Raw genomic sequence first — 24,482 nt, 5'->3', positions numbered from 1 at the left:
GATTGACCGAATGATCTGGTCATGGTGGCATGGGCTTCATGCTCTACGGAACGCCTCCCCTGGAGGCCGTCGACGAAGCGGTGCTCGGCGAGATCGAGGAGATGCGCCGCGACCTGAAATACCGCCTCGCGGAGACCCACCGCTGGGACGGCCAGCTCCGGCGCCAGCTCCAGGCGCGGGCCATCCAGGGCTCCAACTCGATCGAGGGCTACCGGGCCAGCGTCGAGGACATCGAGTCCATCATGGCCGGTGAGGAGCCCCTGGACACCTCCGCCGCGGTCGCCAGGGAGATCTCCGGCTACCAGCGGGCGCTGACCTACATCCAGGTGCTCTCCCGGGCACCGGTGTTCGCGTTCGACGCCGGGCTGCTCCACGCGCTCAACTTCATGATGATCGGCCATCACCTCGACAAGACGCCGGGCACGGTACGGCCCGGCGGCGTCTACGTCCGTGACTCCGCCACCGGGGAGGTCGTCTACGAGGGGCCGGACGCGGAGCGGGTGCCGGAGCTCATGGCCGAGCTGGTCTCCTGGCTCAACGAGGGCGACTTGGAGGCGCCGAGCTACGTGCGGGCGGCGATGGCCCACTTCAACCTGGTGAGCATCCACCCGTGGCGCGACGGCAACGGCCGCATGTCGCGGGCGCTCCAGACGCTCGTGCTCGGCAGGGAGCGGATCACCACCCCGGAGTTCTCCTCCATCGAGGAGTGGCTGGGGCAGGACAGGAACACCTACGACTACTACGACGCCCTGGCCGGGAGGCAGACGCGAAACTGGAGCCCCCACAAAGACACGCTGCACTGGGTGCGTTTCTGCCTGCGTGCCCACCACCTCCAGGCCCAGCGGGTCGGGCGCAGGCTCGCCGAGGCGGGGGAGGTGTGGATGCTCCTGGAGGAGCGGGTCGACGCCGACGGGCTCAACGCCCGCACCGTCTCCGCGCTCTACGAGGTGTTCGTCAACCGGCGGCTGCGCCGGAGCAGATACCAGCTGGACGAGTCGCTCAGCCAGGGGCAGGCGGCGAGGGACCTGCGCGACCTGGCGGCCAAGGGGTGGCTCACGCCGTACGGGGAGACCAAGGGCCGCTTCTACGCGCCCGGGGAGAGGATGCGGGCGATCAAGGAGGACTTCGCGCAGCGGATCGTCCCGCTGCGGGACCCGTACCGCTGATGGCCGGAGTGCGGCTGTTCGTGACGGGTGATCGGTTTCACATAACATGTCGGGAATGAGGGCAAATAAGGGCAGCGTTGGGAAACAGCTGTGATCGATGTGTCGGGCCTGCGGAAGGTCTATCAGGATCGGGGCCGCGAGGTGGTCGCCGTTGACGGGGTGGACCTCCACGTCCGCGAGGGTGAGATATTCGGCGTGCTCGGGCAGAGCGGCGCCGGCAAGAGCACCCTGCTGCGCTGCGTGAACCTGCTGGAGCGGCCCACCTCGGGCACCGTCTCGGTGGCCGGCCAGGAGCTGACCGGCCTGCGCGAGGGCGACCTGCGCAGGGCCCGGCAGCGGATCGGGATGATCCACCAGCACTTCGCGCTGCTCTCCTCCCGTACGGTCGCCGGGAACGTCGCCTTCCCGCTGGAGGTCATGGGGGTGGCCAAGGCCGAGCGCGCCAAGCGCACGGCCGAGCTGCTGGAGCTGGTCGGGCTGGCCGACAAGGCGGGGGCGCACCCCGCGCAGCTGTCGGGAGGGCAGAAGCAGCGGGTCGGCATCGCCCGCGCGCTGGCCGGAAGCCCCCCGGTGCTGCTGTCGGACGAGGCCACCTCGGCGCTCGACCCCGGTACCACGCAGTCGATCCTGGCCCTGCTCAAGCGCCTCAACCGCGAGCTCGGCCTGACGATCCTGCTGATCACCCACGAGATGCAGGTCGTGAAGTCGATCTGCGACTCGGTCGCCATCATGCGGGACGGCCTGGTCGAGGAGTCGGGGACCATCGCCGAACTGCTCTCCAGGCCGGGCTCCAGGCTCGCCGCGGAGCTGTTCCCGCTGCCCGAGCCGGAGCCCGGCCACGTCACGATCACCTTCACCGGGCAGGCCGGGGAGCCGGTGGTGTCGCAGGTGGTCCGCAAGTTCGACGTGGACGTCAACATCCTCGGCGGAGCCCTGGAGGAGGTGGCGGGCGTCTCGACGGGACGGCTGCGCCTGCTCGTCACCGGTGACGAGCGCGCCGCCGCGCTCACCTACCTGGCCGAACGCGGCCTGCTCGTCGAGGAGGCCCGATGACCTGGGAAGAGATGTTCCCGCTGCTGATGGAGTCGACCGGCCAGACCGTCCAGATGGTCCTGTGGTCGACCCTGTTCACGGTGATCCTCGGCCTCCCGCTCGGGGTGGCGCTGGTCGCCACCGACCGGGGCGGGCTGTTCCCCTCGCCCGCGCTCAACCGGGTGCTCGGGCTGGTCGTCAACATCGGCCGCTCGCTGCCCTTCATCGTGCTGATGATCGCGATTCTCCCGCTGACCAGGCTGATCGTCGGCACGACCATCGGCACCATCGCCTCGGTGGTCCCGCTGACGCTCGGCGCGGCGCCGTTCTTCGCCCGGCTGGTGGAGACCGCGCTGCGCGAGGTCGGCAGGGACAAGGTGCAGGCCGCCCAGGCCATGGGGGCCGGGCGCGGGACCATCGTCGGCAAGGTCCTGCTGCCCGAGGCGATGCCCGGCCTGGTCGCGGGGCTCACGGTGACCGTGGTCGCGCTGATCTCGTACTCGGCGATGGCCGGGGCGATCGGCGGGGGAGGGCTCGGGGACCTGGCGATCCGTTACGGCTACCAGCGTTTCGAGACCACGCTCATGATTGTCACCGTCGTGGTACTGGTCGTCGTCGTGCAACTCGTGCAAACGCTGGGCGACACCGTCGCCCGTCGTCTCGCGCGTAACTGACCGGATTGTGCGCTGATCATTTAGTGATATTTCGTGACTTATCCGGTAAGAAATATGATTTGATCATTGGCGTGGCCTCGGGTTTTAAGTGAAGTGAAAGTGACGGGCAATCGGCGCACCGTACAACAAGGGGTGTCAGAATCCTCACTCCCGAGAGGAACCCCTCGAAATGCGATTCGCCAGCCGAATCCTCCTGGGCGCCGGTGTCGCCGCCCTGCTCACCACGGCCGCTCCGGCGATGGCCAGCGCCGAGACCGTGACCCCCGTCCAGACCGTCGCCACGACCACCTCCGCGGCCCCCTACTTCGCCGACAGCTGGGGACCTTACTACTCCGGTGACAAGAAGGCGGAGGCCGAAGGCAAGGTCGCCGTGGAGAAGAAGTCAGAGCGGCACTGGTACTGGAAGAAGTACTCGAAGATCGTCAAGAAGTGCACCTGGTACAAGGGTGAAAAGAAGTGCAAGTGGGTGAAGCAGTGGTTCAAGAAGCGCGCGTGGAAGTGGGAGCACGAATACCACTACACGGTCGGTAGCAAGCTCACCAACCACAAGTGGTGGAGCAAGCCCAAGCACTTCTGCGCGTGGGAGACCTTCAAGGTCGTCGGCTTCGACGGCTCGACCACTTTCAAGAGCTTCAAGAACTGCTCCAAGAAGCCCGGCTTCTACTCCTTCTCCGGCACGAACGCCGAGCACATCTACGTCAAGGTGAGCCGGGGCAACCACGGTCACCCGAACGGTTACCAGAGTGGCTGGGAGCACGTCTACAGCCACGCCTGATCGTCCGTCCGGGCTCTCCCGAGCCCGGCACGCCGATCCGCACGGCCAGGGCTCTTCGGGGCGCGGCCATTCCTGATCCGCACGGCCGGGACATTCCCGGACACGGGACCCGATCCGTACGGCCAGGGCTCTTCGGGGCGCGGCCACTCCTGATCCGCACGGGCGGGGCATTCCCGGTACGGCACGCCGATCCGCACGGCCGGGACGCTCCCGGGCACGGCACGCCGATCCGGCACGGTCAGGGCGCTCCCGAGACCTGACCACCCGCTGGGCCGCGACCTCGCACGAGGTCGCGGCCCAGTCGCGTGGTGCGGGCACTTCTCACCGAACTGCTCACCGAGTAATGTTCGGTTTCATGCATCCGGGAGCGATCGCAGCAGTCTCGCCCGACAAACCCGCTGTGATCATGGCGGGCTCCGGACGGGTCGTCACCTACCGCGAGCTGGACGAGGAGTCCAACCGCCTCGCCCACCTCTTCCGGGCGGCGGGGCTGCGGCCGGGTGACCACATCGCCTTCATGCTGGAGAACCACCCGCTGTTCCTGGTGGTCGCGTGGGCCGCGCACCGCTCCGGCCTGTACTACACCGCGATCAGCCCGCGGCTGAAGACCGACGAGCTCGCCTACATCGTCGACAACTGCGAGGCCCGGGTCTTCGTCTCCTCGGCCGCCCTCGCGGAGGTGGCCGTCTCCATCGCGGACCGCACCCCGGGTGTCGGGCTGAGGCTCATGCTGGACGGCGTGGCCCCCGGCTTCGACTCGTACGAGAAGGCCGTCGCGGCCCACCCCGCCACCCCGGTCGAGGACGAGTGCCAGGGCGTGGACATGCTCTACTCCTCGGGCACCACCGGACGGCCCAAGGGCGTCAAGCCCCCTCTCTCCCGGGCCGCGCTGGACACCCCCGGGCCGTTGCTGCAGCTGGTCCAGTTCCTGTTCGCGCCCTCCCCCGACAGCGTCTACCTCTCCCCGGCGCCGCTCTACCACGCCGCCCCGCTGCGCTACTGCATGACCTTCCAGCGCCTGGGCGCCACGCTCGTCGTCATGGAGAGGTTCGACCCCGAGCAGGCGCTCGCGCTCGTCGAGAGGTACCGCGTCACCCACTCGCAGTGGGTGCCGACCATGTTCATCAAGATGCTCAAGCTGCCCGACGAGACCCGCGCGCGGTACGACCTGTCGTCCCTGACCTGCGCGATCCACGCCGCCGCCCCCTGCCCCGTCCCCATCAAGGAACGGATGATCGACTGGTGGGGCCCGATCGTCCACGAGTACTACGCGGGGACCGAGGGCAACTGCTTCCTGTACGTCGGCTCCCAGGACTGGCTCGCCCACAAGGGGACGGTCGGCCGCCCGCTGCTCGGCGTCACCCACGTGTGCGACGAGGACGGCAACGAGCTGCCGCCGCGCGAGCACGGCACGGTCTACTTCTCCGACGGCCCCCAGTTCGTCTACCACGGCGACGAGGACAAGACGCGGGCCTCGCGCGACCCCCTGGGCCGGGGCTGGACCACCCTCGGGGACATCGGCTACCTCGACGAGGAGGGGTTCCTCTACCTCACCGACCGCCGCTCCTACATGATCATCTCTGGCGGGGTGAACGTCTACCCGCAGGAGGCCGAGAACGTCCTGTCGGTCCATCCGAAGGTGGCGGACGTGGCGGTCTTCGGCGTCCCCGACGAGGAGATGGGCGAGCAGGTCAAGGCCGTCGTCCAGCCGCTCTCCATGGACCTGGCGGGCCCGGGGCTGGAGGCCGAGCTGATCGAGTACTGCCGGTCCCAGCTCGCGCCCTACAAGTGCCCCCGGTCGGTCGACTTCCGCGAGGAACTGCCCCGGCACCCCACGGGAAAGCTCTACAAGCGCCTCCTGCGCGACCAGTACTGGCCCGCCTGAGCCGTCCGGGCCGATCGGCGGGCTCGACGGCCGGGGGTGTACGGCAGCCGTCCGGAACCCGGGCGGTCAGTCCTCGGTGCAGGCCGGGTCGTCGGCCGAGGTGTTGATGCGGCTGAGCAGCCCGTGGAGCTGGGCGATCTCCTCCTCGTCGAGGCCGGAGCACAGCTCCCGCTCCAGCGCCGTGAGCGCCTCCTGCACCTTGGTGAGCGCGTCCGCTCCCGCGCCGGTCATCTCCACGATGTGACGGCGCCGGTCGGCGGGATCGCGGCGGCGCTCGGCGAGCCCGTCGCGCTCCAGGTCGTTGAGGATCGCCACCAGCACGCTGGGGTCGACCGCGAGCGCCTCGATGAGGGCCTGCTGGCCCATGGGGCCGCTCTCCTGGAGGTTCATCAGCGCGACGGCGTGCCTGGGGGTCAGGCCGGTCACGCCGAGCGCCTGGCGCATGCGGACGTTCGTGACGGTGCCGTGGCGGGCGAGGAGCATGCCGAGGCGATCGGCGGCCCTCGGCGCGCGGATGTCCTCGGCTCCCATGCCCGTACCGTAACACGGATCAAATGATCGATGAGTTCCAATAGTTGATGCTCATCAACGATATGTTAGTGTCAACGACATGCCGGACGCCCTGTCGGCACGTACGGCCTGGTCAGGCGTTTTTTCGGGCCCCCGGCCGACGTGTCCGCCGAGGGGCGGCCGGACCGAACCGACGGCCGCCCGTGCCGCACCAACGTGATCCCGTACGAGATCCCGTACGAGAAAGAGATCGGGAACCTGTGATGAGCGATACCGCACCCGCATGGCAGCCCACCGTCGCCGTGGTCGGCGGAGGCTACGGAGGCGTCCGCGTCGCCAAGGCGCTCGACGACGTGGCCGACGTCGTGCTCGTCGACCCCAAGGACGCCTTCGTGCACAACGTCGCCGCGCTGCGGGCCCTGGTGGACCCGACGTGGCTGCCGAACATCTACTTCCCGTACGACACCCTGCTCGCCCGGGGCCGGGTGGTCCGCGACCGGGCCGTCAGCGTCGACTCCAAGCGGGTCGTCCTCGGTTCCGGCGAGGAGATCGCCGCCGACTACATCGTGCTCGCGACCGGCTCCTCCTACCCGTTCCCCGGCAAGAGCGACGCCGTCGACACCGAGGTCGCGCACGAGCGCTACCGGGCCTCGCACCGCGCCCTCGCCGCGGCCGACGGGGTGCTGCTGCTGGGCGCGGGCCCGGTGGGACTGGAGCTCGCCGGGGAGATCAGGGCCGTCTGGCCCGGCAAGCGCGTCACCGTCACCGACATCGGCGACGACATCCTCCCCGGCCCGTACAAGCCCGAGCTGCGCGCCGAGCTCCGCCGCCAGCTGGACGAGCTCGGCATCGAGCTGCTGCTGGGCAGCCCGCTGCGCGAGGCTCCGCCGACCGAGCCCGGCACCGCCGAGCCCTTCACCGTGACGACCGAGGCGGGCACCGAAATCACCGCCGACATCTGGTACCGCTGCCACGGCGTCACCCCCCTCACCGGCTACCTCGCCGACGACCTGGCCCCCGCCCTCACGGCGCGGCGGCTCGTCGAGGTGACCCCCGAGCTGCGGGTGACCGGGCAGGACAGCGTCTTCGCGCTCGGCGACATCACCACCCTCGGCCCGCCGATGGCGGGGCACGCGGGCATGCAGGCCGAGGTCGTCGCCGCGAACATCCGCGCCCTGATCACCGGCGAGGGGGAGCTGGGAGTGTACGAGCCGATGCCGCCCGTCATCGTGGTGCCGCTCGGCCCCGAGCGCGGCTCGGGCCAGCTCCCCGGCCAGGACGGCGTCCTCGACGGGCCCGGCGTCGCGCAGATCAAGGGCGGCAGCCTGCTGGTCGAGCACCAGACGGCGGTCTTCGGGGTCCGCGAGGGGTGACCGCGAAGTTTTCGCCCGGTGATTTCGAGTGGTCGGGACCTTCGCTGAGCACGGCTGATAAAGCCGTTGTCAGAGGATCCCGATCACCGCGATCAGGCTCTTAACCTGCGCTTACACGTCGTCGGGCATTGTTTTCCATAGCCGGTGAGTACCGGTCTCCCCCGTCTGATCGGGGGGTGTAGGACGTGGGGGAAGACATGGACCCGAACAGGAATGAGCAGCAGAACACACCGGCCGAGGCGACCCCCGGGAACGACGGCTGGACCCAGTTCGGCAGGGTGCCGCCCCGCGCGGGCGCCTACCGCGCCGGTGCCGACACCGGGACGCGGCCGACGCTGATCCACCCGGTGCCGGAGCAGCTCGCCGCCGAGGCGCCCGGAAGGGCCGGGGGGCCCGGAGGGATCGGGGGATCCGGGGGGCCCGGGGGATACGGGGGACCGGGGGCGGTCCCCCCGCCGCGAGGACGGCTCAGCGCCGGGCAGAAGGTAGGTGCCGGTCTCGCGCTGGCGGCCATGGCCGTCGGTGGCGGGGTCGCGGGGGCCTTCGTCGCGACGAGTCTCAACAGCGGCGCCACCGCCCAGGTCTCGTCGTCCAGCCCCGTGGTGAGCCCGGTCGGCAACGCGACCACGGTCGCCGACATCGCCCAGGCCGTCCAGCCCTCCGTGGTGTCGATCGAGATCAGGACCGCCGCCGGCGGGGGCGAGGGGTCCGGGGTGGTGCTGTCGGCCGACGGCCTGATCCTCACCAACAACCACGTGGTGGAGGCCGGGGGCCAGGGGGGTCCGGGCAGCCAGGTGACGGTCAAGTTCAGCGACGGGAAGTCCGCCACCGCGAAGATCATCGGAACCGACCCGGCCACCGATCTCGCGGTCATCAAGGCGGAGGGCGTCTCCGGTCTCACCAAGGCCACGATCGGCGACAGCGACCGGCTGAAGGTCGGCGACTCCGTCCTCGCCATCGGCAGCCCGCTCGGCCTGTCCGGCTCGGTCACCGCCGGGATCGTCAGCGCGCTGAACCGCACCCTGACCGTCGGCGGCGACCAGGGCCAGCAGCAGCTCCCGCCCGGCTGGGGCAGGCAGCAGCCGCAGGGCGGCGGGGCCACCACCATCGGCGGCGCCATCCAGACCGACGCGGCGATCAACCCCGGCAACTCGGGAGGGGCGCTGGTCAACGCGGCCGGGGAGGTGGTGGGCATCAACACCGCCATCGCCACCAACGGCGGCGAGGGCAGCATCGGGGTCGGCTTCGCCATCCCCATCACCACCGCGAACCAGGTCGCCCAGCAGCTCATCGAGAGCGGCAAGGTCTCCCACGCCTTCCTGGGCGTGAGCGTGACCGACGCCACCGGGGACGCGGGCGGCGCCCTGGTCGGCCAGGTCACCGAGGGCAGCCCCGCGGCCAAGGCGGGCATCGAGCAGGGCGACCTGATCACCAAGATCAACAACACGGCCGTGGACGAGGCGGCCACCGTGGTCGGAGCCGTCCGCGGCTTCAAGCCCGGCCAGCAGGTGACCATCGCCTACGTCCGCGACGGGCAGCCCCAGACCGTCACCGTCACTCTCGCCGAGAAGACCGGCGAGTAAGCCTCAGGGGCGGGCGCGCCGCCGGGGCCGGGGACCTGTCCCCGGCCCCGGCGGCGCGTTCAGCACCTCCGTCGAAGCCGGAGCGCTGACTGCCACCGGATGACACCGTCATCCGCGAGAACTGAGCGGCCCCGAATGAGAACCGGAAGGCTCCTTGCTTCCGCGTAGCCCAAGAGCGTGCTCCAGCCGCTCGGACGGGCGAATCACCCAGGTCGTTTCGTTCGGATCACGCTTTGCCGCACGCCGGGTACATGGTGACGGCAGAGGTCCTGCGGTCCCGGGCCGATACGCCGAGCTGGCTACAGTGGTCGCCATGAGTGATCCGCGCGGACCTCGGGCGATACCGCCGGTGCTGCTCAGCGTGTGGGGTGGCGACTGGTCGCCCGTCACCGCGGGCGAGTCGGGAGCCGCTGTCTTTCGCAGCGCGGACGCCACCCGGTACGCCAAGTGCGTGCCCGCCGCGGACGCGGCCGACCTGAGGGCCGAGCGTGACCGGGTCGCATGGCTGAACGGTCAGGGTGTGCCCGGTCCCCGGGTGCTCGACTGGCACTCCGGCGACGTGGGCGCCTGCCTGGTGACCAGTGCCGTTCCCGGCGTATCCGCCGATCAGGTGCCCGCCGAGAGCCTGTGGGCCGCCTGGGAAAGCATCGCGGACGCGGTCCGCCGACTGCACGAGGTGCCGGTGGCGCGGTGCCCGTTCCGCCGGGACCTGGAGGCTATGGTCGCCGTGGCGCGCGGCGTCGTGGCCCGTGACGCCGTCAACCCGGAGTTCCTCCCCGTCGAGCAGCGGCACACGCCCCCCGGGGAGCTGCTGGAGCGCCTCACCCGGCAGGTGCCACGGCGACGGGAGCAGGAGGCCGCCGACACGGTCGTCTGCCACGGTGACCTGTGCCTGCCCAACATCATCCTCGATCCGCGGACCCTGGACGTGTCGGGCTTCATCGACCTGGGCCGCCTCGGGCAGGCCGACCGCTACGTGGACCTGGCGCTGCTGCTCGCCAACGCGCGAGAGACCTGGAAAGACGAGGAGCGGGGGCGGGCCGCGGACACGGCGTTCGCCGAGAGGTACGGCATCGCCCTGGACCACGAGCGCCTGCGCTTCTACCTCCATCTCGACCCGCTCACCTGGGGCTGATCGATTTTCGGGGATCACCGCCCGGACGCCGCGTCCGCGCGGGTGCCCACGGATCGCGCGGGAGGAGTACGCCTCGGGCAATGGCACACCCGGACCGACGACCGGCTGATCCGAACGAAACCGCCCGGTGGCCGGCCGGGTGGCGACCACCCTGGACGAGGCCGGGCGACGGTGGATCACCGTGGGTCGTAGGCCCAGCCCGAGGCGGGTTGTCGCCCCACCCGGGCAGCTCTGGACGCGGCTCCCCGAACGAGGTCGGGGAGCGCCTCGGAAGCGCTCACCGCCCGGCGGTCAGGGCCTCCGAGCGCCACAGGTCGCGGTAGTAGCCGGGAGCGGACACCAGCTCCCGGTGGGTGCCCCGCTGCGTCACCGAGCCGTTCTCCAGCACGACGATCTCGTCCATCCGCTCCAGCCCGCGCAGGCGGTGCGTGACGAGCAGCGTCGTGCGGCCGTGGGTGGCGTCGAGGAGGTCGGCCATGAGCGCGTCCGCCGTCGTCTCGTCCAGGGCTTCGGCGGGCTCGTCCAGCAGCAGCACCGGCGGGTCGTGCAGCAGCGCCCGCGCCAGGGCCAGCCGCTGCAGCTGGCCCCCGGACACCGTGCGCCCGTCCTCCCCGAGCACCGCGTCCCAGCCGGTCCGCTCCACCCACCGGTCCAGGCGCGCCCGCCGCACCGCCTCGGCCAGTTCCTCGTCACCGGCCTCCGGACCCGCGAGCCGCAGGTTGTCCCGCAGCGAGGTCTGGAACACGTACGGATCCTGCGTCAGCCCGGTCATCACCCGCCGGGTGTCGTCGGCCGCCAGCTCCCGGACGTCCACCCCGCCGACCCGGATCGTCCCCGACTCGGGCTCGACGAGGCGCATCAGGGCCGACAGCAGGGTGCTCTTGCCCGCGCCGCTGGGGCCGACGAGGGCGACGCGCCTGCCGGGGGTGAGGGTGAGGCTGACGCCGTCCAGGGCGGGGGGAAGCCCGGCGCCGTGCCGTACCACCAGGTCCTCGATCTCGACGGTGGGCGGTCCGGCGGGGACCGCGACGGGAACGGCCGGTTCGGTCACCGCGGGTGGGGTCGCGCCCACCTCCCGCAGGCGGCGCAGGGCGGCGAGCACCCCGGTCAGCCGCTCCCCGGCCGCGGCCATCGGCAGTATCGGCTCGAAGGACACCAGCGAGACCAGCGCGAGCACCGCGGTGGTCACGGCACCGGCCCCGGAGCTCATCGCCAGCAGGACGACGGCCGCCACGGTGAGCCCCTGGGTGAGCAGGCCCAGGGCCGAGGCGATCGCGTTCGCCCGCGCCTGCCTGCGCTCCAGCGCGGCCAGCCGGGCGTCGGTCTCGGCGGCGGCGGCCAGTGCCCGCCCGTCAGCCCCGTAGGCGGCCAGGTCGGCCGCGCCGTGCACCAGGTCGGCGACCCGGGCCGCCAGGTCCGCCCGCGCGGGGGCGATCCGCGCCGACCAGCGGCGCGCGGCGGCGGCCGTGCCCGCCGGGATCAGCACCCCGGCCACCAGCAGCCCGGCCAGAAGCACCAGCGCCGCCGCCGGGAGCAGGAACAGCCCGATCACCATCGCGGCCACGCCGGTGACCAGCGCCGCGACCGCCAGGAGCAGGCAGCGTACGAGGAGGTCCTGTACCGCGTCGGTGTCGTCGACCATGCGGCTGAGCAGGTCGGCCCCGCGCCTGTCCGCCGATCCCGTGGGAATGAGGGCCTGGTAGAGCCGTTCCCTGGTCGTCGCCTGGGCCCGCAGCGCCACGTCGTGACCGGCCAGACGCTCCCCGTAGCGGAAGACGCCCTTGGTCGTCGCGAACGCCCGCACCCCGACGATCGCCACGCTCAGCGCCGCCAGCGGCGGCTGCTCGGCCGCCCTGGTGATGAGCCACGCGGCGGAGCCGATCAGCCCGAGCCCGGCCAGCTCGGCCGCCGCGGCCCCCGCCGCCGCGAGGACCAGCCGCCCCCCGGTCCGGCGGGCCGGTCGCGCGTCCGCCCGACCTGCCTGCCGCCGCTCCCTAAGGTCCATAGGGTCCAAAGGGGCCGCGTGGCCTGCGTGGCCTGCGTGGCCTGTACGGCCTGTGTGGCCTGTCGGTCGCTCGTCCGTCCGGCCCGCCGGGATCCCGCTGACGTCGGTCATGAGGTGATCTCCTCTCGCGTCCCCGCCGGTGCCGTGTCCCCGGCGACCACGCGGCCGTCGGCGAGCCGGATCACCCGGTCGGCCAGGTCGATCATCGCGGGCCGGTGGGCGACGATCACGGCGGTGCGGCCCTCGGCGAGGTCGCGGGTCGCGCTCACGATCGCGCCCTCGCTGCGGCCGTCGAGCCGCGCGGTCGGCTCGTCCAGCAGGAGCAGCCCGGCGTCCGGGCGGCAGAACGCGCGGGCCAGCGCGACCCGCTGCCGCTGCCCGGCGGACAGGTTCGTGCCCCGCTCGCCGAGCACGGTGTCGTAGCCCCCGGGCAGCGCCGTGACGAACTCGTCGGCCTGCGCGGCCCGCGCCGCGGCCCTGATCTCGCCGATCGTCGCGCCGGGGGCGCCGAGCCCGATGTTGTCGGCCACCGAGGTGGCGAAGAGGTGCGGGCGCTGCGGTACGAACGCCAGCCGGGCGCGCCAGGAGTCGTGATCGTCGATCTCGGCGCCGTCGACCAGCACCCTGCCCTCCGAGGGGGTGACGAAGCCGAGCAGCAGGTGGAGCAGGGTGCTCTTGCCCGCCCCGCTCTCGCCGACCAGCGCCACCCGCTCACCGGGCGCGATCACCAGCGACACGTCCTCCAGCGCGGCCTCCTCACGGTCCGGGTAACGCACCGTGACGTGCTCCAGCCGTATCTCCGGCGCCCTGCCCGGTCCTGCCTCTGGTTCCGACCCCTGTGCCAACTCCGGTCCAGGTCCCGGCCTCGGCCCTGGTCCCCGGCTCGGTCCCGGGTCCGGCGCGCCTGCCGCGCCTGCCACGGCGGCCGTACGCGTGCCCGCCCGCTCGTCGCGCGCAGGAGTCCCCGCCCCCGCCTGGCCGTCGAGGACGCCGAACGCCTCGTCGGCCGCGGCGACGCCCTCCATCGCCGCGTGGAACCTGCCGCCCATGTTGCGCAGCGGCAGATACGCCTCCGGTGCCAGGAGCAGCACCAGCAGCGCGGCCGACAGGTCCAGGGAGCCGGACAGCAGCCGCAGGCCCACCGGCACGGCGACCAGGGCGAGCGACAGCGACGCGGCCAGCTCCAGCACCAGCGAGGACAGGAACGCCACCCGCAGCGTGCGCATCGTCGCGACCCGGTGGGCGTCGGCCACCCGCCGGATCACCTCGGCCTGGTAGCGGGCCCTGCCGAAGGCGCGCAGCGTGGGAAGGCCCCTCACCACGTCCAGGAAGTGCCCGCCGAGCCGGGAAAGGGCTCTCCACTGGCGTTCCGTCACGGCCTTGGTGTGCATGCCGACCAGCGCCCCGAAGATCGGGATGAGCGGCAGCGTGACCAGCACGATCACCGCGCTGGCCAGGTCGGCGGCGAACAGCCGGACGAGCACCGCGATCGGCACGACGCCCGCGACCGCCACCGCGGGCAGGTAGCCCGACAGGTAGGGGTCGAGGGCGTCCAGCCCCCGGCCGGTCAGCGTCACCAGCTCGCCCGAGCGCTGGGAGGCCGGCCGGACGGGACCCAGGTCCCGCACCCGGGCCAGCAGGCGGTGCCGCAGGGCGGACTTCACCCCGGTGGTCATCCGCCCGGCGGCGGTTCCCTGCGCCAGGGTGAGCAGCGCCCGGACCCCGACGACCAGCGCCAGCGGGATCAGGGCCGTGGCCGCGAACCGCCCGGACAGCACCCCGGCGAGCAGCTCCGCCTGGACGAGGACGAGCAGCCCGGTCAGGACGGCGGCGGCCAGGCACACGGCCAGATGGCGGCGGACGGCCCGCTCGCCCAGTGCCAGCCGTACAAGATCCTTGTGCATGCCAACCCTAGAGAACTCAGAAGAACGACGGAACCCGATCAAAGGCGGCGCGCCCGGGACCGAACGTCCGCCATACCCATACTTGCCCACCCACCATGACCGGCGCGAAGGGCAGAATCATGACACTGAGCACACTTAGCGTCCCGGCGGGCGCCGTACGGTCGAGCAGCCAGGGGGCGAGTACGGCGAGCAGGACCGTGACGGGCGCGGCGGCGGCGCACGCGGAGAGCAGGAACGCCCGGCCGGTGCGGCGCGCGCGGGTCACCTGCCCGGCCAGCCGCCACGCGAGGAACGTCCAGCCGTGGAAGGCGAGCAGCGCGGCCACCACCAGCCCGCCCGCCAGTCCCGGCAGGCTGATCGCGGACCCCGTCAGGCCGCCGGCCACCGCGACCAGGGCCATGCCCCAGCTCAGCGCCAGGCCGTACGAGCCGACGACGATCGCCCAGTCCCAGGTCGCCCGCCACGCGCTCCCGTCGGCGCGGCGGCGGAACCAGAGCCCGGCGTCGCGGACGATCCACGACACCAGCAGGGAGACCACCAGCGGGTAGAGGCCGAACAGCACGTCCCCCTCGATCGAGGGGAAGACGCCGAACAGCACGCCCGCGACGGCCACCAGCCACACCTCGTTGGCCAGGACGAACGGCGCCATGGCGGCGACGATCCCGTCCCGGTCCTTGCGTGTCCTGCCGAGTACGGGCAGCAGCATGCCCACGCCGATGTCGAAGCCCTCCAGGGCGAAGTAGCCGATCAGCAGGAGTGCGAACACACCGAGCCAGAGGATGTCCACGATCTCTCCTAGTGGCTGAGCGCGTGCGCGCGCTCGGGGGGGTCGGCCGGCGCGTCCGCGCCGAGGGTGACGGCGGCGGGCCCGCGCCGCACGGTACGGGCGATCAGCACGTAGTCGATCACCGCGAGCAGGGCGAGCACGCCGCCGAAGGCGATGAGCGAGACGGTGACCATCCCGGAGGTGAGCCCGGGGGACATGGCGTCGGCGACGGTCAGCTTTCCGTTGATCATCCAGGGCTGCCTGCCGGACTCCCTGGCCAGCCAGCCGAGGATCGCCGCCACGAACGGCAGCGGGGTGATCGCCATCAGCAGGGGGTGCATCCGGCGCCAGCGCGGCAGCCAGTACACGGTCGGCACCAGCACGAGCACGAGGAGGATGTTGAGCAGCTCGCCGATCAGGATCATGAAGCCGAGCCCCACCCCGGCGAGGCCCCCGCCGTCGAACTTGCCCGGCTGTACGTCGCCGATCACGCTGAACTGGGCGAAACCGAAGCCGACCGTGATCAGCGAGCCGATCATCGAGGTGATCACTCCCGTGCGGAGCGAGCTCGTGAAGAACTCCTTCTCGGCGGTGCGCCGGAACAGCTGGTACGCGCTCGCCCCCATCATCACGAAACCGCCGGTCCACAGGCCCGCGCCGAGCACGTGCGGCAGCGCCATGGTCAGCGTCGGGTTGGTGAGCAGCGCGCCGAAGTCGGTCAGGACCAGGTGGCCGTCGCGCTCCACGGCTCCGGCCGGGTTCTGCAGGAACGAGTTGGCCGCCATGATCCAGAAGGCGGAGACGTAGGCGGTGAGCGTCACCACCCAGATGCACGCCACGTGGAGCCACTTGGGCAGCCGGTGCCAGCCGAAGATCCACAGGCCCAGGAAGGTGGACTCCAGGAAGAACGCGCCGAGCGTCTCGATCGCGAGCGGCGCGCCGAAGATGTCCCCGGCGTAGTGCGAGAGGCCGCTCCAGTTCATGCCGAACTGGAACTCCATCACCAGCCCGGTGAGGATGCCGAGCGCGTAGTTGATCACGTAGATCTGGCCCCAGAAGCGGGTCGCCCGTTCGTGGACCGGCCTGCCGGTGACGGCGTAGCGGGTGTGCATGATCGCGATCAGGGGGGCCAGGCCCAGGGTCAGCACGACGAACAGGAAGTGGAGGCTTCCCGTCACGGCGAACTGTGTCCGGGCCAGGTCGAGCACGTCCACTGTCTCACCTCCGTTGTTATGTCTGTCTACCTATAGGCACTCTACATGTAGAACGGCTACATGTAGCATGGCTATACGAGAGGTAGGCTGACGACGTGAGCGAGCGAAGCGAACGAACCGCCGGGTGCGGTGACACGGGATCCGACCGGCGGGCGGAGGTGGCCGCGTGAACGCCGACGCGCTCCGCGGGCACATGGACGCCCTGCTGCTCTCCGTCCTGGAGCACGAGCCGCTGCACGGCTACGCGATCATCGAGGCGCTCCAGGCGCGCAGCGGCGGCACGCTGAACGTGCCGACGGGCACGGTCTACCCGGCGCTGCGACGGCTGGAGCAGGCGGGATACCTGGCCAGCGAGTGGGCCACGGTGAGCGGGCGCAAGCGGCGCACCTACCGGCTGACCTCCTCGGGACGCACGGCCCTCGCCGGCGAGCGCTCCGCCTGGCGGGAGTTCGCCGGGGTCATCGGCAGCGTCCTGGAGCCGCGCACCACCCGCTGACGCCTTCGGAGCCGCCGGTCCGGGCGGTCGCGGGGCCCGGACGCCACCGGCTTCGGGCGGTCGCGGGGGCTCAGGTGGTCGTACGACCCGGCCGGTCGCGGGGTCCGGACGCCGTCGGCCTCGGCCGGTCGCGGGTTCGGGCGGTCGTGAGGCTCAGGCGGTCACGACGGGGGCGGGCGCGCGACGGGTGATGCTCAAACAGCGGAAGGCGCAGTACAGCTGCATGACCCAGATCCCATAGCTCACCAGCGACGCGACGGCCCCAGGCGGGAAGTCGCTGAATCCGGCGGACCCCTGCGAGCCGAACATCAGCGCCCCGCACGACACGAGCATGACCGGCAGCATCGCCCAGACGAACACGCCCAGGAACCGGGTGACGAGCCGAGGCCGCCTGATCCTGCGCAGACCCCGGCCCAGCGCGAGCAACGCGAGCCCGCCGACCAGGCCGATGAACATCTGGAGCATGTCCACGCCGCGGGCGACCACGATGAACCAGTCGGGCATGTCCTGGTACGCCGTCGGGGCGCTGGGAAAGACCTTCCAGATCACGTTCCACATGATCGCGGTGAGCGGCACGGTGACGAACAGCAGGGCGGCCAGCCTCCGGCCCGCCGACTTGGACAGCTCCTCCTGGTAGCCGGGCGCGATCTCGCGGATCGTCCCGAACTCCTGGACCGCGGCCCGCTCGGCCTCCTCACGCCTCAGGCCGTCACTTTCCAGCGCCTCGGCGCTGTCGAGCAGGCTGTCGCGCGCCTCGGTGATCATGTCGAGCTTCGGTCTCCGGGGACCCCTGAGAGTACGGCTGAGCCCGGTCACGTAGTCCTCGATGACCCCGGTGCCTGCCATATGCTCTCCAGTCGCCCGATTTCCATCCAGGGTATGCGTTTCCCATCCTGGTCTCCCGGCCGGGAGGCGCGCATCGGGGACCACCCTGAGAAGACCCGGAGTCGACCAGCGCTCACCTGCGAATACTCTCTAATCCAGCGATACCGGCGGCAGGGAGGGGTTCGGCGTGGTGATCAGGGGCCGGGAGGTGCGGGAGGGCACGCTCGCCAACGGCCTGCCGTACTACGCCTTCGGCACCGGCGCGCCGCTCGTCGTGCTGCGCTGGTTCACCCCCGCCCACGCGAACCCGGCCGGGCTGGCGCGCGGCGCGGAGCTGCGGGTGCTGGCCCCGCTGGCCCGCCACTTCCGGCTGTACGCCGTGGGCCGCGCCCCCGGCATGGCCCAGGGCACCACCATGGCCGACATCGCCGCCCGGCACGCCGAGGCGCTCCGCGCGGAGTTCGGCGGGCCGGTCGACGTGATGGGCATGTCGTCGGGAGGCTCGGTGGCGCTGCAGCTGGCGGCCGACCATCCGGACGTGGTGCGCGCGCTGGTCGTGGCCGGGGCGGCGCACCGGCTCACGCCGAGCGTCAGGCGGATCCAGCGCCGCTACACCGAGGCGGTCGCCGCCGGGCGGCGCGGCCTGCAGCACCAGGCGGTCACCGCCGCCGCCTCGCCCGCCGGACGGGCCCTGGCCGGGGCGCTGCTGTGGCTGCTGGACCCGCTGGTACGGCCCGGCGACCCCCGCGACATGCTCGCCTTCGCCCGCGCGGAGGACGGGTTCGACCTGACCGGCCGCCTCGCCGACGTCGTCGCCCCCACCCTGGTCCTCGGCGGGGAGCGGGACCTCGACTATCCGGTCGAGCTCTTCCGGGAGACCGCCGAGGGGATCCGCGGCAGCCGCCTGATCACCTATCCCGGCCTCGGCCACCTGGGGACGTTCCGCAGCGGCCGGTTCGCCGCCGACGTCACGGCCTTCCTGGCCGGAACCGGCCCGGGGGGACCGGGGAAGACCGCCCGTACGACCCCCTAGCCTCGCTCACGGACTCACCCGTGGTCGGGGGTGCGCCACAGGGACCACCAGCGCAGCCCGAACCGGGTGCCGCGCGGGACGACGGCGAGCGCGCAGCCGCTCATCCTGAGCCCCTCGGGATGGCGGATGCCGGTGAAGAGGCAGGTGCTGAGGTCGAGGTCGGCGAGCTCCAGCTCCTCCGCGTCCACCTCGTGCAGCGAGGTCACCCGGGCGCCTTCCCTGCCCCGCACCGTGGCCGGGCCGTGCAGGGTCGCCCCCTCAAGGTCGGCCTCGGCGTCGTCGAGCCGGACGTTCAGCCGCCCGCCCACCTCCAGGCGCCGCAGGTCCACCGAGCACCCGCCCGTGGTCACGTCGAGGCCCTTGCCCGCCCACGCCCCGGCGAGGGTGAGGTGGCGGCCGACCGAGATCGGGGCCAGGTAGCCGCCCGCCGAGAAACGCGCCCCGTCGAACCCGGCCAGCCCGCCGAAGCTCGTCTTGCGGAAGGACACCGTACGGCGGAACCTGCACCCCCTCAGGGTCGCGTCGCCCGCGAAGCCGGTGCCGTCGAAGGTGACGAATCCATGGAAATCCGCGCATTCGAACGACGCGGTCCGGCTGAAGAGAGCGCCTCCGAACAGGGCGTCGCCGTCGATGGAGACCCGGTCGAAGGCCGCGTGCCCGGCGACGGCGACCCCGTGCAGGGACAGCCCCCGGTCGAACCTGGCCTCCCTGAAAGAGGCGTTGCGCGCGAAACGGGCGTTGAAGAACGAGGCGAGGCGACGGAAGTGCGCGTGGTCGAACGAGACGTCCCCGCCGAACGCGATGTCACCGAACCGCACGCTCTCGGGAAAGGTCGCCCAGTCGAACCGGGCCCGGCCCAGGCGTCCCCGGGTCGCGCCGAGGATCCGCTCCAGCAGGTCCCTCCCGACGACGGTGGCCCGCAGGTCGACGGCGGAACCGGGGGAGAGGCCGCGGACGACCTCGTCGAGCTCGGCGGCCTCCAGGTGGGCGAGGCACCGGCCGTACGGCTGCCGAGCGGATCCGGCGCACTCCGGGGAGGCGGCGCAGGTGACCCAACCCACGTCCAGAGTTCTCATGTTCCAGTGATACCCGCAGACGGAGGGGCAAGCGACTTCCAGGTCAAGGAAAGTCATATCTGGCCACGACGAATAGTTCTGAAGTGTCAGTGTTTGTGATTTCTCTCGGCAGGGGTCACGGCCCAGATGGCGAACGCCGATCAGCCTCGCCGCATGCGGTGGTGGACCCGATCCTCGCTTCGGGAGACGCCGGTGTTCGACGTCACGAAGAACCCGGACGACATCCCGGAGGCGCGCGGTGCGGGCGGCCCCGCGTGCCCCCGGCCGTCCGCGCCATGTCCGGGGTCAGCGGTAGCGGTCCAGCTCCCACGGGTCGTGGGCGCTGAAGACCGAGACCTCGTCGCCGTGGTCGCGGACGAGCTCGCGCAGCCGGGCCTGGGTGCCGAGCCGCAGGTCGCGGTGGACCTCCGAGCGGGTCTGCACGATGTCGAGCAGGGGGTGCGGGTGCGGATCGTCCTCCAGTTCCCGGTGGTAGTAGTAGGCGTCACCGCAGTGCAGGAGCCAGCGATCGCCCTCACGTACGGCGACTCCGGTGTGGCCGGCGGTGTGACCGCCGAGCGGGACCAGCCGGATCTCCGGTGGCAGGCCCTTCGGCTGGACGGAGGTGAACCCGAACCACTCCTCGCCCGGTTCGGGGGTGTAAGTAACCCACTTCGGGTCGTGCGCCCAGTGGGCCGGGCGGTAGCGGGAGCCGGGCGCCTCGGCGGTCGCCGCCTCCAGCTCGGCGGCGAGGACGTGGACCCGGGCCTCCGGGAAGTCGGGCAGGCCGCCGCAGTGGTCGACGTCGAGGTGGGTCACGATGATGTGGCGTACGTCGTCGGGTGAGTGTCCCAGCCGGGCGACCTGGCGTACGGCGGTCTCCTCCTCGGCCAGTACGGGCTGGACCATCTCGACCCAGTCGGCGTCGAGGGTGTGGCCCGGGTCGCGGACGTCGTCGAGGCCGAGGCCGGTCTCGACGAGGACGAGCCCGTCGGAGTCGGTCTCGACCAGCAGGCAGTGGTTGACGGCGTGCGCGGGGGACGGGCCTTCGTAGGTGGCCTCGATCTGCCGTACCGACCCGCAGTTGAGGTGGTGGATGTTCATGGCGGATAGCATGCGACTTGAAGCGTGCTTCAAGTCAAGGAGGTGTGGAGATGGAGACGTCGCTGGACATCGCCGAGGTGGCCGAGCGTTCCGGGCTGGCGCCTTCCGCGCTGCGGTTCTACGAGAACAGGGGCCTCATCGCCTCGTCGGGCCGCAACGGCCTGCGCCGCGTCTACCGGCCCGACGTCCTTGAGCGCCTCGCCCTCATCGCCTGCGCCCGCGGCGCCGGGTTCACGATCGCCGAGATCGCCAGGCTGCTGCGCGCCACGCCCGGCGACACCGAGTTGCGCGCGCGGATGGCGGACAAGGCGCGGGAGCTGGAGGAGGACATCGCGCGGCTCACCCGGATGCGCAACGGTCTCCACCACGCCTCGACGTGCACGCACGAACCGCTCGTGGCGTGCCCCGACTTCAAGCGCAGCTTCGAAAGCCCGCGAGTTTCGCGGCCGAACCCGCGTACGCCTCCGGGGGGCGGCAGGCGTTGACCCGGGCCGCGAGGCGCTGACCCGGGTCGCGAGGCGTTGACGCGGACCTTCGCCGGACCTTCGCCGGACCTTCGCCGGACCTTCGCCGGACCTTCGCCGGACCTTCGCCAGACCTCCGCCGGACCTCCGTGGGACCTTCGCCGGGCCTCCGTGGGGTCTCCGTGGGGCCTCCGTGAGATCTCCGTGGGCTCTCCGTGGGACCTCCGCGCGGCCGGTGGCCCCGCGGAGGTCCCGCCGTGTCAGGCGCAGGTGTATCCGGACGGGAGCGCGGTGTTGCCGTTCGGGCGGCTCACCTGGAAGCCGACGCCGCCGGTGCTCGCCCCGGGGGCGAGGGCGCCGTTGTGGCCGACGTTCCCGATGGTCACCGTCTGCCCGCTCACGGTGGCGGTGCCGTTCCACGAGCCGGTCAGCGTGTGCCCGGACGGCAGCGTGAAGGTGACCGTCCATCCGGTGATCGCCGAGGTGCCGGTGTTGGTGACGGTGAGCGGCTGGACGACGTACCCGGTGCTCCACTGGGTCTGCACGGTCGGAACGGCCGCGCAGGCTCCGGTGGACGTGCCGGGCTGGGTGGTGACCTCCGCGGTGTTGGAGACCGGCGAGGTGTTGCCCGCCGCGTCCCGCGCCCTGACCTGGTAGCGGTAGGTGGTGCTCGGGGTCAGGCCCGTGTCGCCGAACGAGGTCGTGGCCGAGGTGCCGGCCTGGGTGAACGTGCCGCCGCTCGCGCCCGGGGCGCGCAGGATGTCGTAGCCGGCGACGCCGGTGTCGTCCGTGGAGGCCGTCCAGCTCAGGGTCGTGCCCGTGGACGTGGTTCCCGAGGCCGCCAGGCCGGCCGGTGCCGTCGGCGGCGAGGTGTCGCCACCGCCGCCGGTGGCCGTGGTGAACGTGACCGGCTGCGAGGCGCCGGACAGGTTGCCCGCGCCGTCGCGTGCCCGTACGTACACCTGGTACCGGGTGTTCGCGGTCAGCCCGGTGAGGGTGATCGAGGCGGTGGTGGACTGCCCGAGCCGCGGGTCGGTGTCGCCCTGCTCGCGGTGGACGTCGTAGCCGGCCAGGCCGGAACCGCCCTGGTCGGTGGACGCGGCCCAGGTCAGGGTGGCGCCCGTGGCGGTCACGCCGGACGCGGCCGGGGTGCCCGGGGTGCTCGGCGGGGTGGTGTCGCCGGAGTCGCCGAGGACCGGGGTCTGCCAGTCACGCCACTCGGCCAGGTTGCCGGACGCCCTGGACGAGATCCTGATCGCGCCGGGGGCGTTGCCCGTCTTCAGGAGGAACTTCTGGATGTTCTGCTGCAACGGGGTCCGCCACTCGGACCGGTTGGCGCAGTGGCTGCCGTCCTGGACGTCGGACCAGTAGGTGATGTTCTCTCCCGCGCCGAGCGCCTTGTAGACCTCCGCTCCGCCCAGGGCCGCCACACTGGCCGAACGGGGGCCGAGGTTGGCGATGTGCGGGTTGTCCATGACGAACAGGCCTCGCGGCGCGACCATGGCCACCATCTGGTGGGTGTCCACCGGAAGCCTGGCCGGGCTGCCGGTGAAGGAGCCGAACGCGTCGCCCAGCCACGGCTGCTCCCCGTAGGCGCTGCTGAGGCTCTGGGCGCCCTCCCCGGGAATCCCGCGGAAGATGGGCACACCGGCGCTGCCGGACTCGATCGGCATGGTCAGGGCGATGCGCTGGTCGAACGCGCCGACCACGAAGGCGCCCTTGCCGAACCGCGAGCATCCGGTGACGCCGGTGGCGTCGGCCCGCAGGACGGTGCCGTTCGACTGCTCGATGACGTCGATGATCCGGCTCACCCCCCAGGCCCAGGCCATGAGCAGTCCCGTGCTGCTGGAGGAGCCGTAGATGCTGTAGAAGGCACCCTGCTTGTTGTTGCGCGGCGTGCCCTCACGCCCGACGGCGTAGGGGTCGTAGTTGATGACCGCGGCACCGGCCGCCCTGATGGCGGCCGTGTCCGCCCCGAATCCTCCCAGGACGACGACCGCGGGGAAGGGGCCGGTGCCGCTCGGCAGCTGGACGCTCGCGGAGAAGCTGGAGCTCCTGCCGTTGCTGGACGCGTTCACGGTGATGCCGGTGCTGGAGACCGTCCCGGTGACGGTGGCCGGCTTGACGGGCTTCTCGCCGTAGACGAACTTCTCCGCCAGCTTCTTGATCTCCTCGCGGCGGCACCGCCATTCGGACTTGGCGGAGATGCGCGTGCCGTTCAGTTTCCTGAAGGGGTCGGGGAGCCTGGAGTTGGTGGGCAGCGATCCCGCGTCCGGCAGGCCGGTCACCGCGCAGTCGGCACCCTCGTTCTCGACTCCGGCGGCTGCGGCTGAGGCCGCGGCTGAGGAGGTGGCGGTGGCCTCCGTGGGGGTCGTCACAGCCACCACGCCGGTGACCGAGAGCATCGCCGCCACCGCCAGCGCGACGACCCTCGAAGGGATCTTGAAGCGGGTCAAGCCGATGATCACTGGGGCTCTCCCTTCCGGGTGGGGTGTTGGCGATCAGTCTGGGAATGCGGCCGAAAGGCGTCAACACGGACACCGAAACATTTCGAAGATCGATTTTTTTCCGAGCCTCTGAGCTGGAAGAGGGTTTGCGCTGCTGTTAAAACTTTCGGAAACTAGCTGAAAGTAAGACGTCTTTCCCCTTGGAGGCCCGCCGCCCGGAAAGTTTCGGAGGTGTGCGCCGCGCCCGGGGGTCGTGCGTCGTATCCGGGGGGCGTCCGGCGGCCGGATCGGTTACGGGAGCGGGCGTCCTGGCTCATCGCTCCCGGTCGCGGTCATCGGCCCGGCGGGTTCCCGCGACCCGGTGGGGTGGCGGGGTGGCGGGATGGAATGCGCGGGGAGGGGAAGTGGTTATGCCAGCCATACAGACGTGAACGACAGGAGGAGCCACCGGTGGCCACCATCGAGGTAACCGAGAAGAACTTCAACGACATCGCCGATGAGGGGATCGTCCTGCTGGACTTCTGGGCGGCCTGGTGCGGACCGTGCCGCACCTTCGGACCGATTTTCGAGAAGTCGTCGGCGAAGCACACCGACATCAAGTTCGGCAAGATCGACACCGAGGCCGAGCAGGCGCTCGCGCAGGGATTCGAGATCACCTCGATTCCGACGATCATGGCCATTCGCGATGGCATCGTCGTCTTCGCCCAGCCGGGCGCGCTGCCCGAGCCGGCCCTTGAGGACCTCATCGGCCAGGTTCGCGCGCTCGACATGGAGGCGATCCGCGCCGAGCTCGCCAACGAGCTGGGCGCCCAGAAGGGCTGATGCCCGGATCGCGAAAGCCCCGCGCCCCCGGATCTCTTCCTCCGGCGGCGCGGGGCTTTCGCATGACCGGGGCCTGAGCGCTCGAAGGCGTCTCCCGGGTCCCTCTCTGAGCGGTCAGGCCGGGCCTCTCCGGGGGCCTCTCCAGGAGGCCGGGGGGATCGCCGGAGCGCTCCCGCGGATCCCGTCCCGGGAGGCCCTGAGCGGGCCGCCCCGG

21 protein-coding genes are annotated in these 24,482 nt (G+C 71.7%); 12 read left to right on the top strand and 9 right to left on the bottom strand.

Annotation, left to right across the window (positions count from 1 at the left end; genetic code table 11):
- The first annotated feature begins 29 nt into the window (after window positions 1–29).
- The 5 genes from ABT053_RS00945 to ABT053_RS00925 all read left to right on the top strand — a co-directional run bounded on the left by ABT053_RS00945 (window position 30) and on the right by ABT053_RS00925 (window position 5,532).
- Window positions 30–1,166, top strand: coding sequence for a Fic family protein (locus ABT053_RS00945; RefSeq protein WP_350966733.1), 1,137 nt, complete (start codon window positions 30–32; stop codon window positions 1,164–1,166).
- Window positions 1,167–1,256: 90 nt separating this feature from the next.
- Complete coding sequence (locus ABT053_RS00940) at window positions 1,257–2,219, top strand: methionine ABC transporter ATP-binding protein (RefSeq protein ID WP_350966732.1); 963 nt, start codon at window positions 1,257–1,259, stop codon at window positions 2,217–2,219.
- The gene (locus tag ABT053_RS00935) at window positions 2,216–2,872 is read left to right on the top strand and encodes a methionine ABC transporter permease (RefSeq protein ID WP_350966731.1); all 657 of its coding nucleotides are present in this window, start codon (window positions 2,216–2,218) and stop codon (window positions 2,870–2,872) included. Before ABT053_RS00940 ends, ABT053_RS00935 begins: the two co-directional genes overlap by 4 nt.
- Window positions 2,873–3,041: 169 nt before the next feature.
- Window positions 3,042–3,647, top strand: coding sequence for a hypothetical protein (locus tag ABT053_RS00930; RefSeq protein ID WP_350966730.1), 606 nt, complete (start codon window positions 3,042–3,044; stop codon window positions 3,645–3,647).
- A gap of 343 nt (window positions 3,648–3,990) precedes the next feature.
- Window positions 3,991–5,532: an acyl-CoA synthetase gene (locus tag ABT053_RS00925; protein ID WP_350966729.1), complete on the top strand. Its 1,542-nt coding sequence runs from the start codon at window positions 3,991–3,993 to the stop codon at window positions 5,530–5,532.
- A 66-nt stretch (window positions 5,533–5,598) separates the two neighbouring features.
- On the opposite strand, the gene ABT053_RS00920 is transcribed toward ABT053_RS00925, so the two are convergent.
- Entirely contained in the window at window positions 5,599–6,063 is a 465-nt protein-coding gene (locus ABT053_RS00920) for a MarR family winged helix-turn-helix transcriptional regulator (protein ID WP_350966728.1), read from the bottom strand.
- Window positions 6,064–6,305: 242 nt separating this feature from the next.
- On the opposite strand from ABT053_RS00920, the gene ABT053_RS00915 reads away from it, so the two are divergent.
- The 3 genes from ABT053_RS00915 to ABT053_RS00905 all read left to right on the top strand — a co-directional run bounded on the left by ABT053_RS00915 (window position 6,306) and on the right by ABT053_RS00905 (window position 10,133).
- Window positions 6,306–7,415 (top strand): NAD(P)/FAD-dependent oxidoreductase, encoded by a 1,110-nt coding sequence (locus tag ABT053_RS00915; protein ID WP_350966727.1) that lies wholly within the window; start codon window positions 6,306–6,308, stop codon window positions 7,413–7,415.
- 185 nt (window positions 7,416–7,600) lie between these two features.
- On the top strand, window positions 7,601–8,998 hold the full coding sequence (locus ABT053_RS00910; protein ID WP_350966726.1) for a S1C family serine protease: 1,398 nt from the start codon (window positions 7,601–7,603) through the stop codon (window positions 8,996–8,998).
- 313 nt (window positions 8,999–9,311) lie between these two features.
- Complete coding sequence (locus tag ABT053_RS00905) at window positions 9,312–10,133, top strand: APH(3'') family aminoglycoside O-phosphotransferase (protein WP_350966725.1); 822 nt, start codon at window positions 9,312–9,314, stop codon at window positions 10,131–10,133.
- A 277-nt stretch (window positions 10,134–10,410) separates the two neighbouring features.
- Here the strand turns inward: ABT053_RS00905 and cydC are convergent, their stop codons facing one another.
- The 4 genes from cydC to ABT053_RS00885 form a co-directional block, all read right to left on the bottom strand.
- Window positions 10,411–12,138 carry a thiol reductant ABC exporter subunit CydC gene (gene cydC, locus ABT053_RS00900; protein WP_350966724.1) on the bottom strand — a complete coding sequence of 576 codons (1,728 nt, stop codon included), beginning with the start codon at window positions 12,136–12,138 and terminating at the stop codon, window positions 10,411–10,413.
- 107 nt (window positions 12,139–12,245) lie between these two features.
- On the bottom strand, window positions 12,246–14,042 hold the full coding sequence (gene cydD / locus ABT053_RS00895; RefSeq protein ID WP_350966723.1) for a thiol reductant ABC exporter subunit CydD: 1,797 nt from the start codon (window positions 14,040–14,042) through the stop codon (window positions 12,246–12,248).
- Window positions 14,043–14,058: 16 nt separating this feature from the next.
- Window positions 14,059–14,829 carry a cytochrome d ubiquinol oxidase subunit II gene (locus ABT053_RS00890; protein WP_350966722.1) on the bottom strand — a complete coding sequence of 257 codons (771 nt, stop codon included), beginning with the start codon at window positions 14,827–14,829 and terminating at the stop codon, window positions 14,059–14,061.
- A gap of 8 nt (window positions 14,830–14,837) precedes the next feature.
- The gene (locus ABT053_RS00885; RefSeq protein WP_350966721.1) at window positions 14,838–16,022 is read right to left on the bottom strand and encodes a cytochrome ubiquinol oxidase subunit I; all 1,185 of its coding nucleotides are present in this window, start codon (window positions 16,020–16,022) and stop codon (window positions 14,838–14,840) included.
- A gap of 166 nt (window positions 16,023–16,188) precedes the next feature.
- Between ABT053_RS00885 and ABT053_RS00880 the strand changes: the two genes are divergently transcribed.
- On the top strand, window positions 16,189–16,518 hold the full coding sequence (locus ABT053_RS00880; RefSeq protein WP_350966720.1) for a PadR family transcriptional regulator: 330 nt from the start codon (window positions 16,189–16,191) through the stop codon (window positions 16,516–16,518).
- Window positions 16,519–16,671: 153 nt separating this feature from the next.
- On the opposite strand, the gene ABT053_RS00875 is transcribed toward ABT053_RS00880, so the two are convergent.
- Window positions 16,672–17,364, bottom strand: a complete 693-nt coding sequence (locus ABT053_RS00875) for a permease prefix domain 1-containing protein (RefSeq protein WP_350966719.1) — start codon at window positions 17,362–17,364, stop codon at window positions 16,672–16,674.
- A 166-nt stretch (window positions 17,365–17,530) separates the two neighbouring features.
- On the opposite strand from ABT053_RS00875, the gene ABT053_RS00870 reads away from it, so the two are divergent.
- Window positions 17,531–18,376: an alpha/beta fold hydrolase gene (locus ABT053_RS00870; RefSeq protein WP_350966718.1), complete on the top strand. Its 846-nt coding sequence runs from the start codon at window positions 17,531–17,533 to the stop codon at window positions 18,374–18,376.
- A gap of 14 nt (window positions 18,377–18,390) precedes the next feature.
- On the opposite strand, the gene ABT053_RS00865 is transcribed toward ABT053_RS00870, so the two are convergent.
- Window positions 18,391–19,452 (bottom strand): pentapeptide repeat-containing protein, encoded by a 1,062-nt coding sequence (locus ABT053_RS00865; RefSeq protein WP_350966717.1) that lies wholly within the window; start codon window positions 19,450–19,452, stop codon window positions 18,391–18,393.
- A gap of 285 nt (window positions 19,453–19,737) precedes the next feature.
- Window positions 19,738–20,535, bottom strand: coding sequence for an MBL fold metallo-hydrolase (locus tag ABT053_RS00860; protein WP_350966716.1), 798 nt, complete (start codon window positions 20,533–20,535; stop codon window positions 19,738–19,740).
- Window positions 20,536–20,585: 50 nt separating this feature from the next.
- On the opposite strand from ABT053_RS00860, the gene ABT053_RS00855 reads away from it, so the two are divergent.
- Entirely contained in the window at window positions 20,586–21,020 is a 435-nt protein-coding gene (locus ABT053_RS00855) for a MerR family transcriptional regulator (RefSeq protein ID WP_350966715.1), read from the top strand.
- A 239-nt stretch (window positions 21,021–21,259) separates the two neighbouring features.
- Here ABT053_RS00855 and ABT053_RS00850 read toward each other — a convergent pair whose 3' ends face one another.
- Entirely contained in the window at window positions 21,260–23,467 is a 2,208-nt protein-coding gene (locus ABT053_RS00850; protein WP_350966714.1) for a fibronectin type III domain-containing protein, read from the bottom strand.
- A gap of 429 nt (window positions 23,468–23,896) precedes the next feature.
- Between ABT053_RS00850 and trxA the strand changes: the two genes are divergently transcribed.
- Window positions 23,897–24,268, top strand: a complete 372-nt coding sequence (gene trxA, locus ABT053_RS00845; RefSeq protein ID WP_329083319.1) for a thioredoxin — start codon at window positions 23,897–23,899, stop codon at window positions 24,266–24,268.
- The last annotated feature ends 214 nt before the right edge of the window (window positions 24,269–24,482 follow it).

The sequence above is a fragment of the Streptosporangium sp. NPDC002524 genome (assembly GCF_040295985.1).
Classification (GTDB): Bacteria; Actinomycetota; Actinomycetes; order Streptosporangiales; family Streptosporangiaceae; genus Streptosporangium.
The sequence above is the reverse complement of the archived record's forward strand: the minus strand, read 5'-3'. Positions and strand labels throughout refer to the sequence as shown.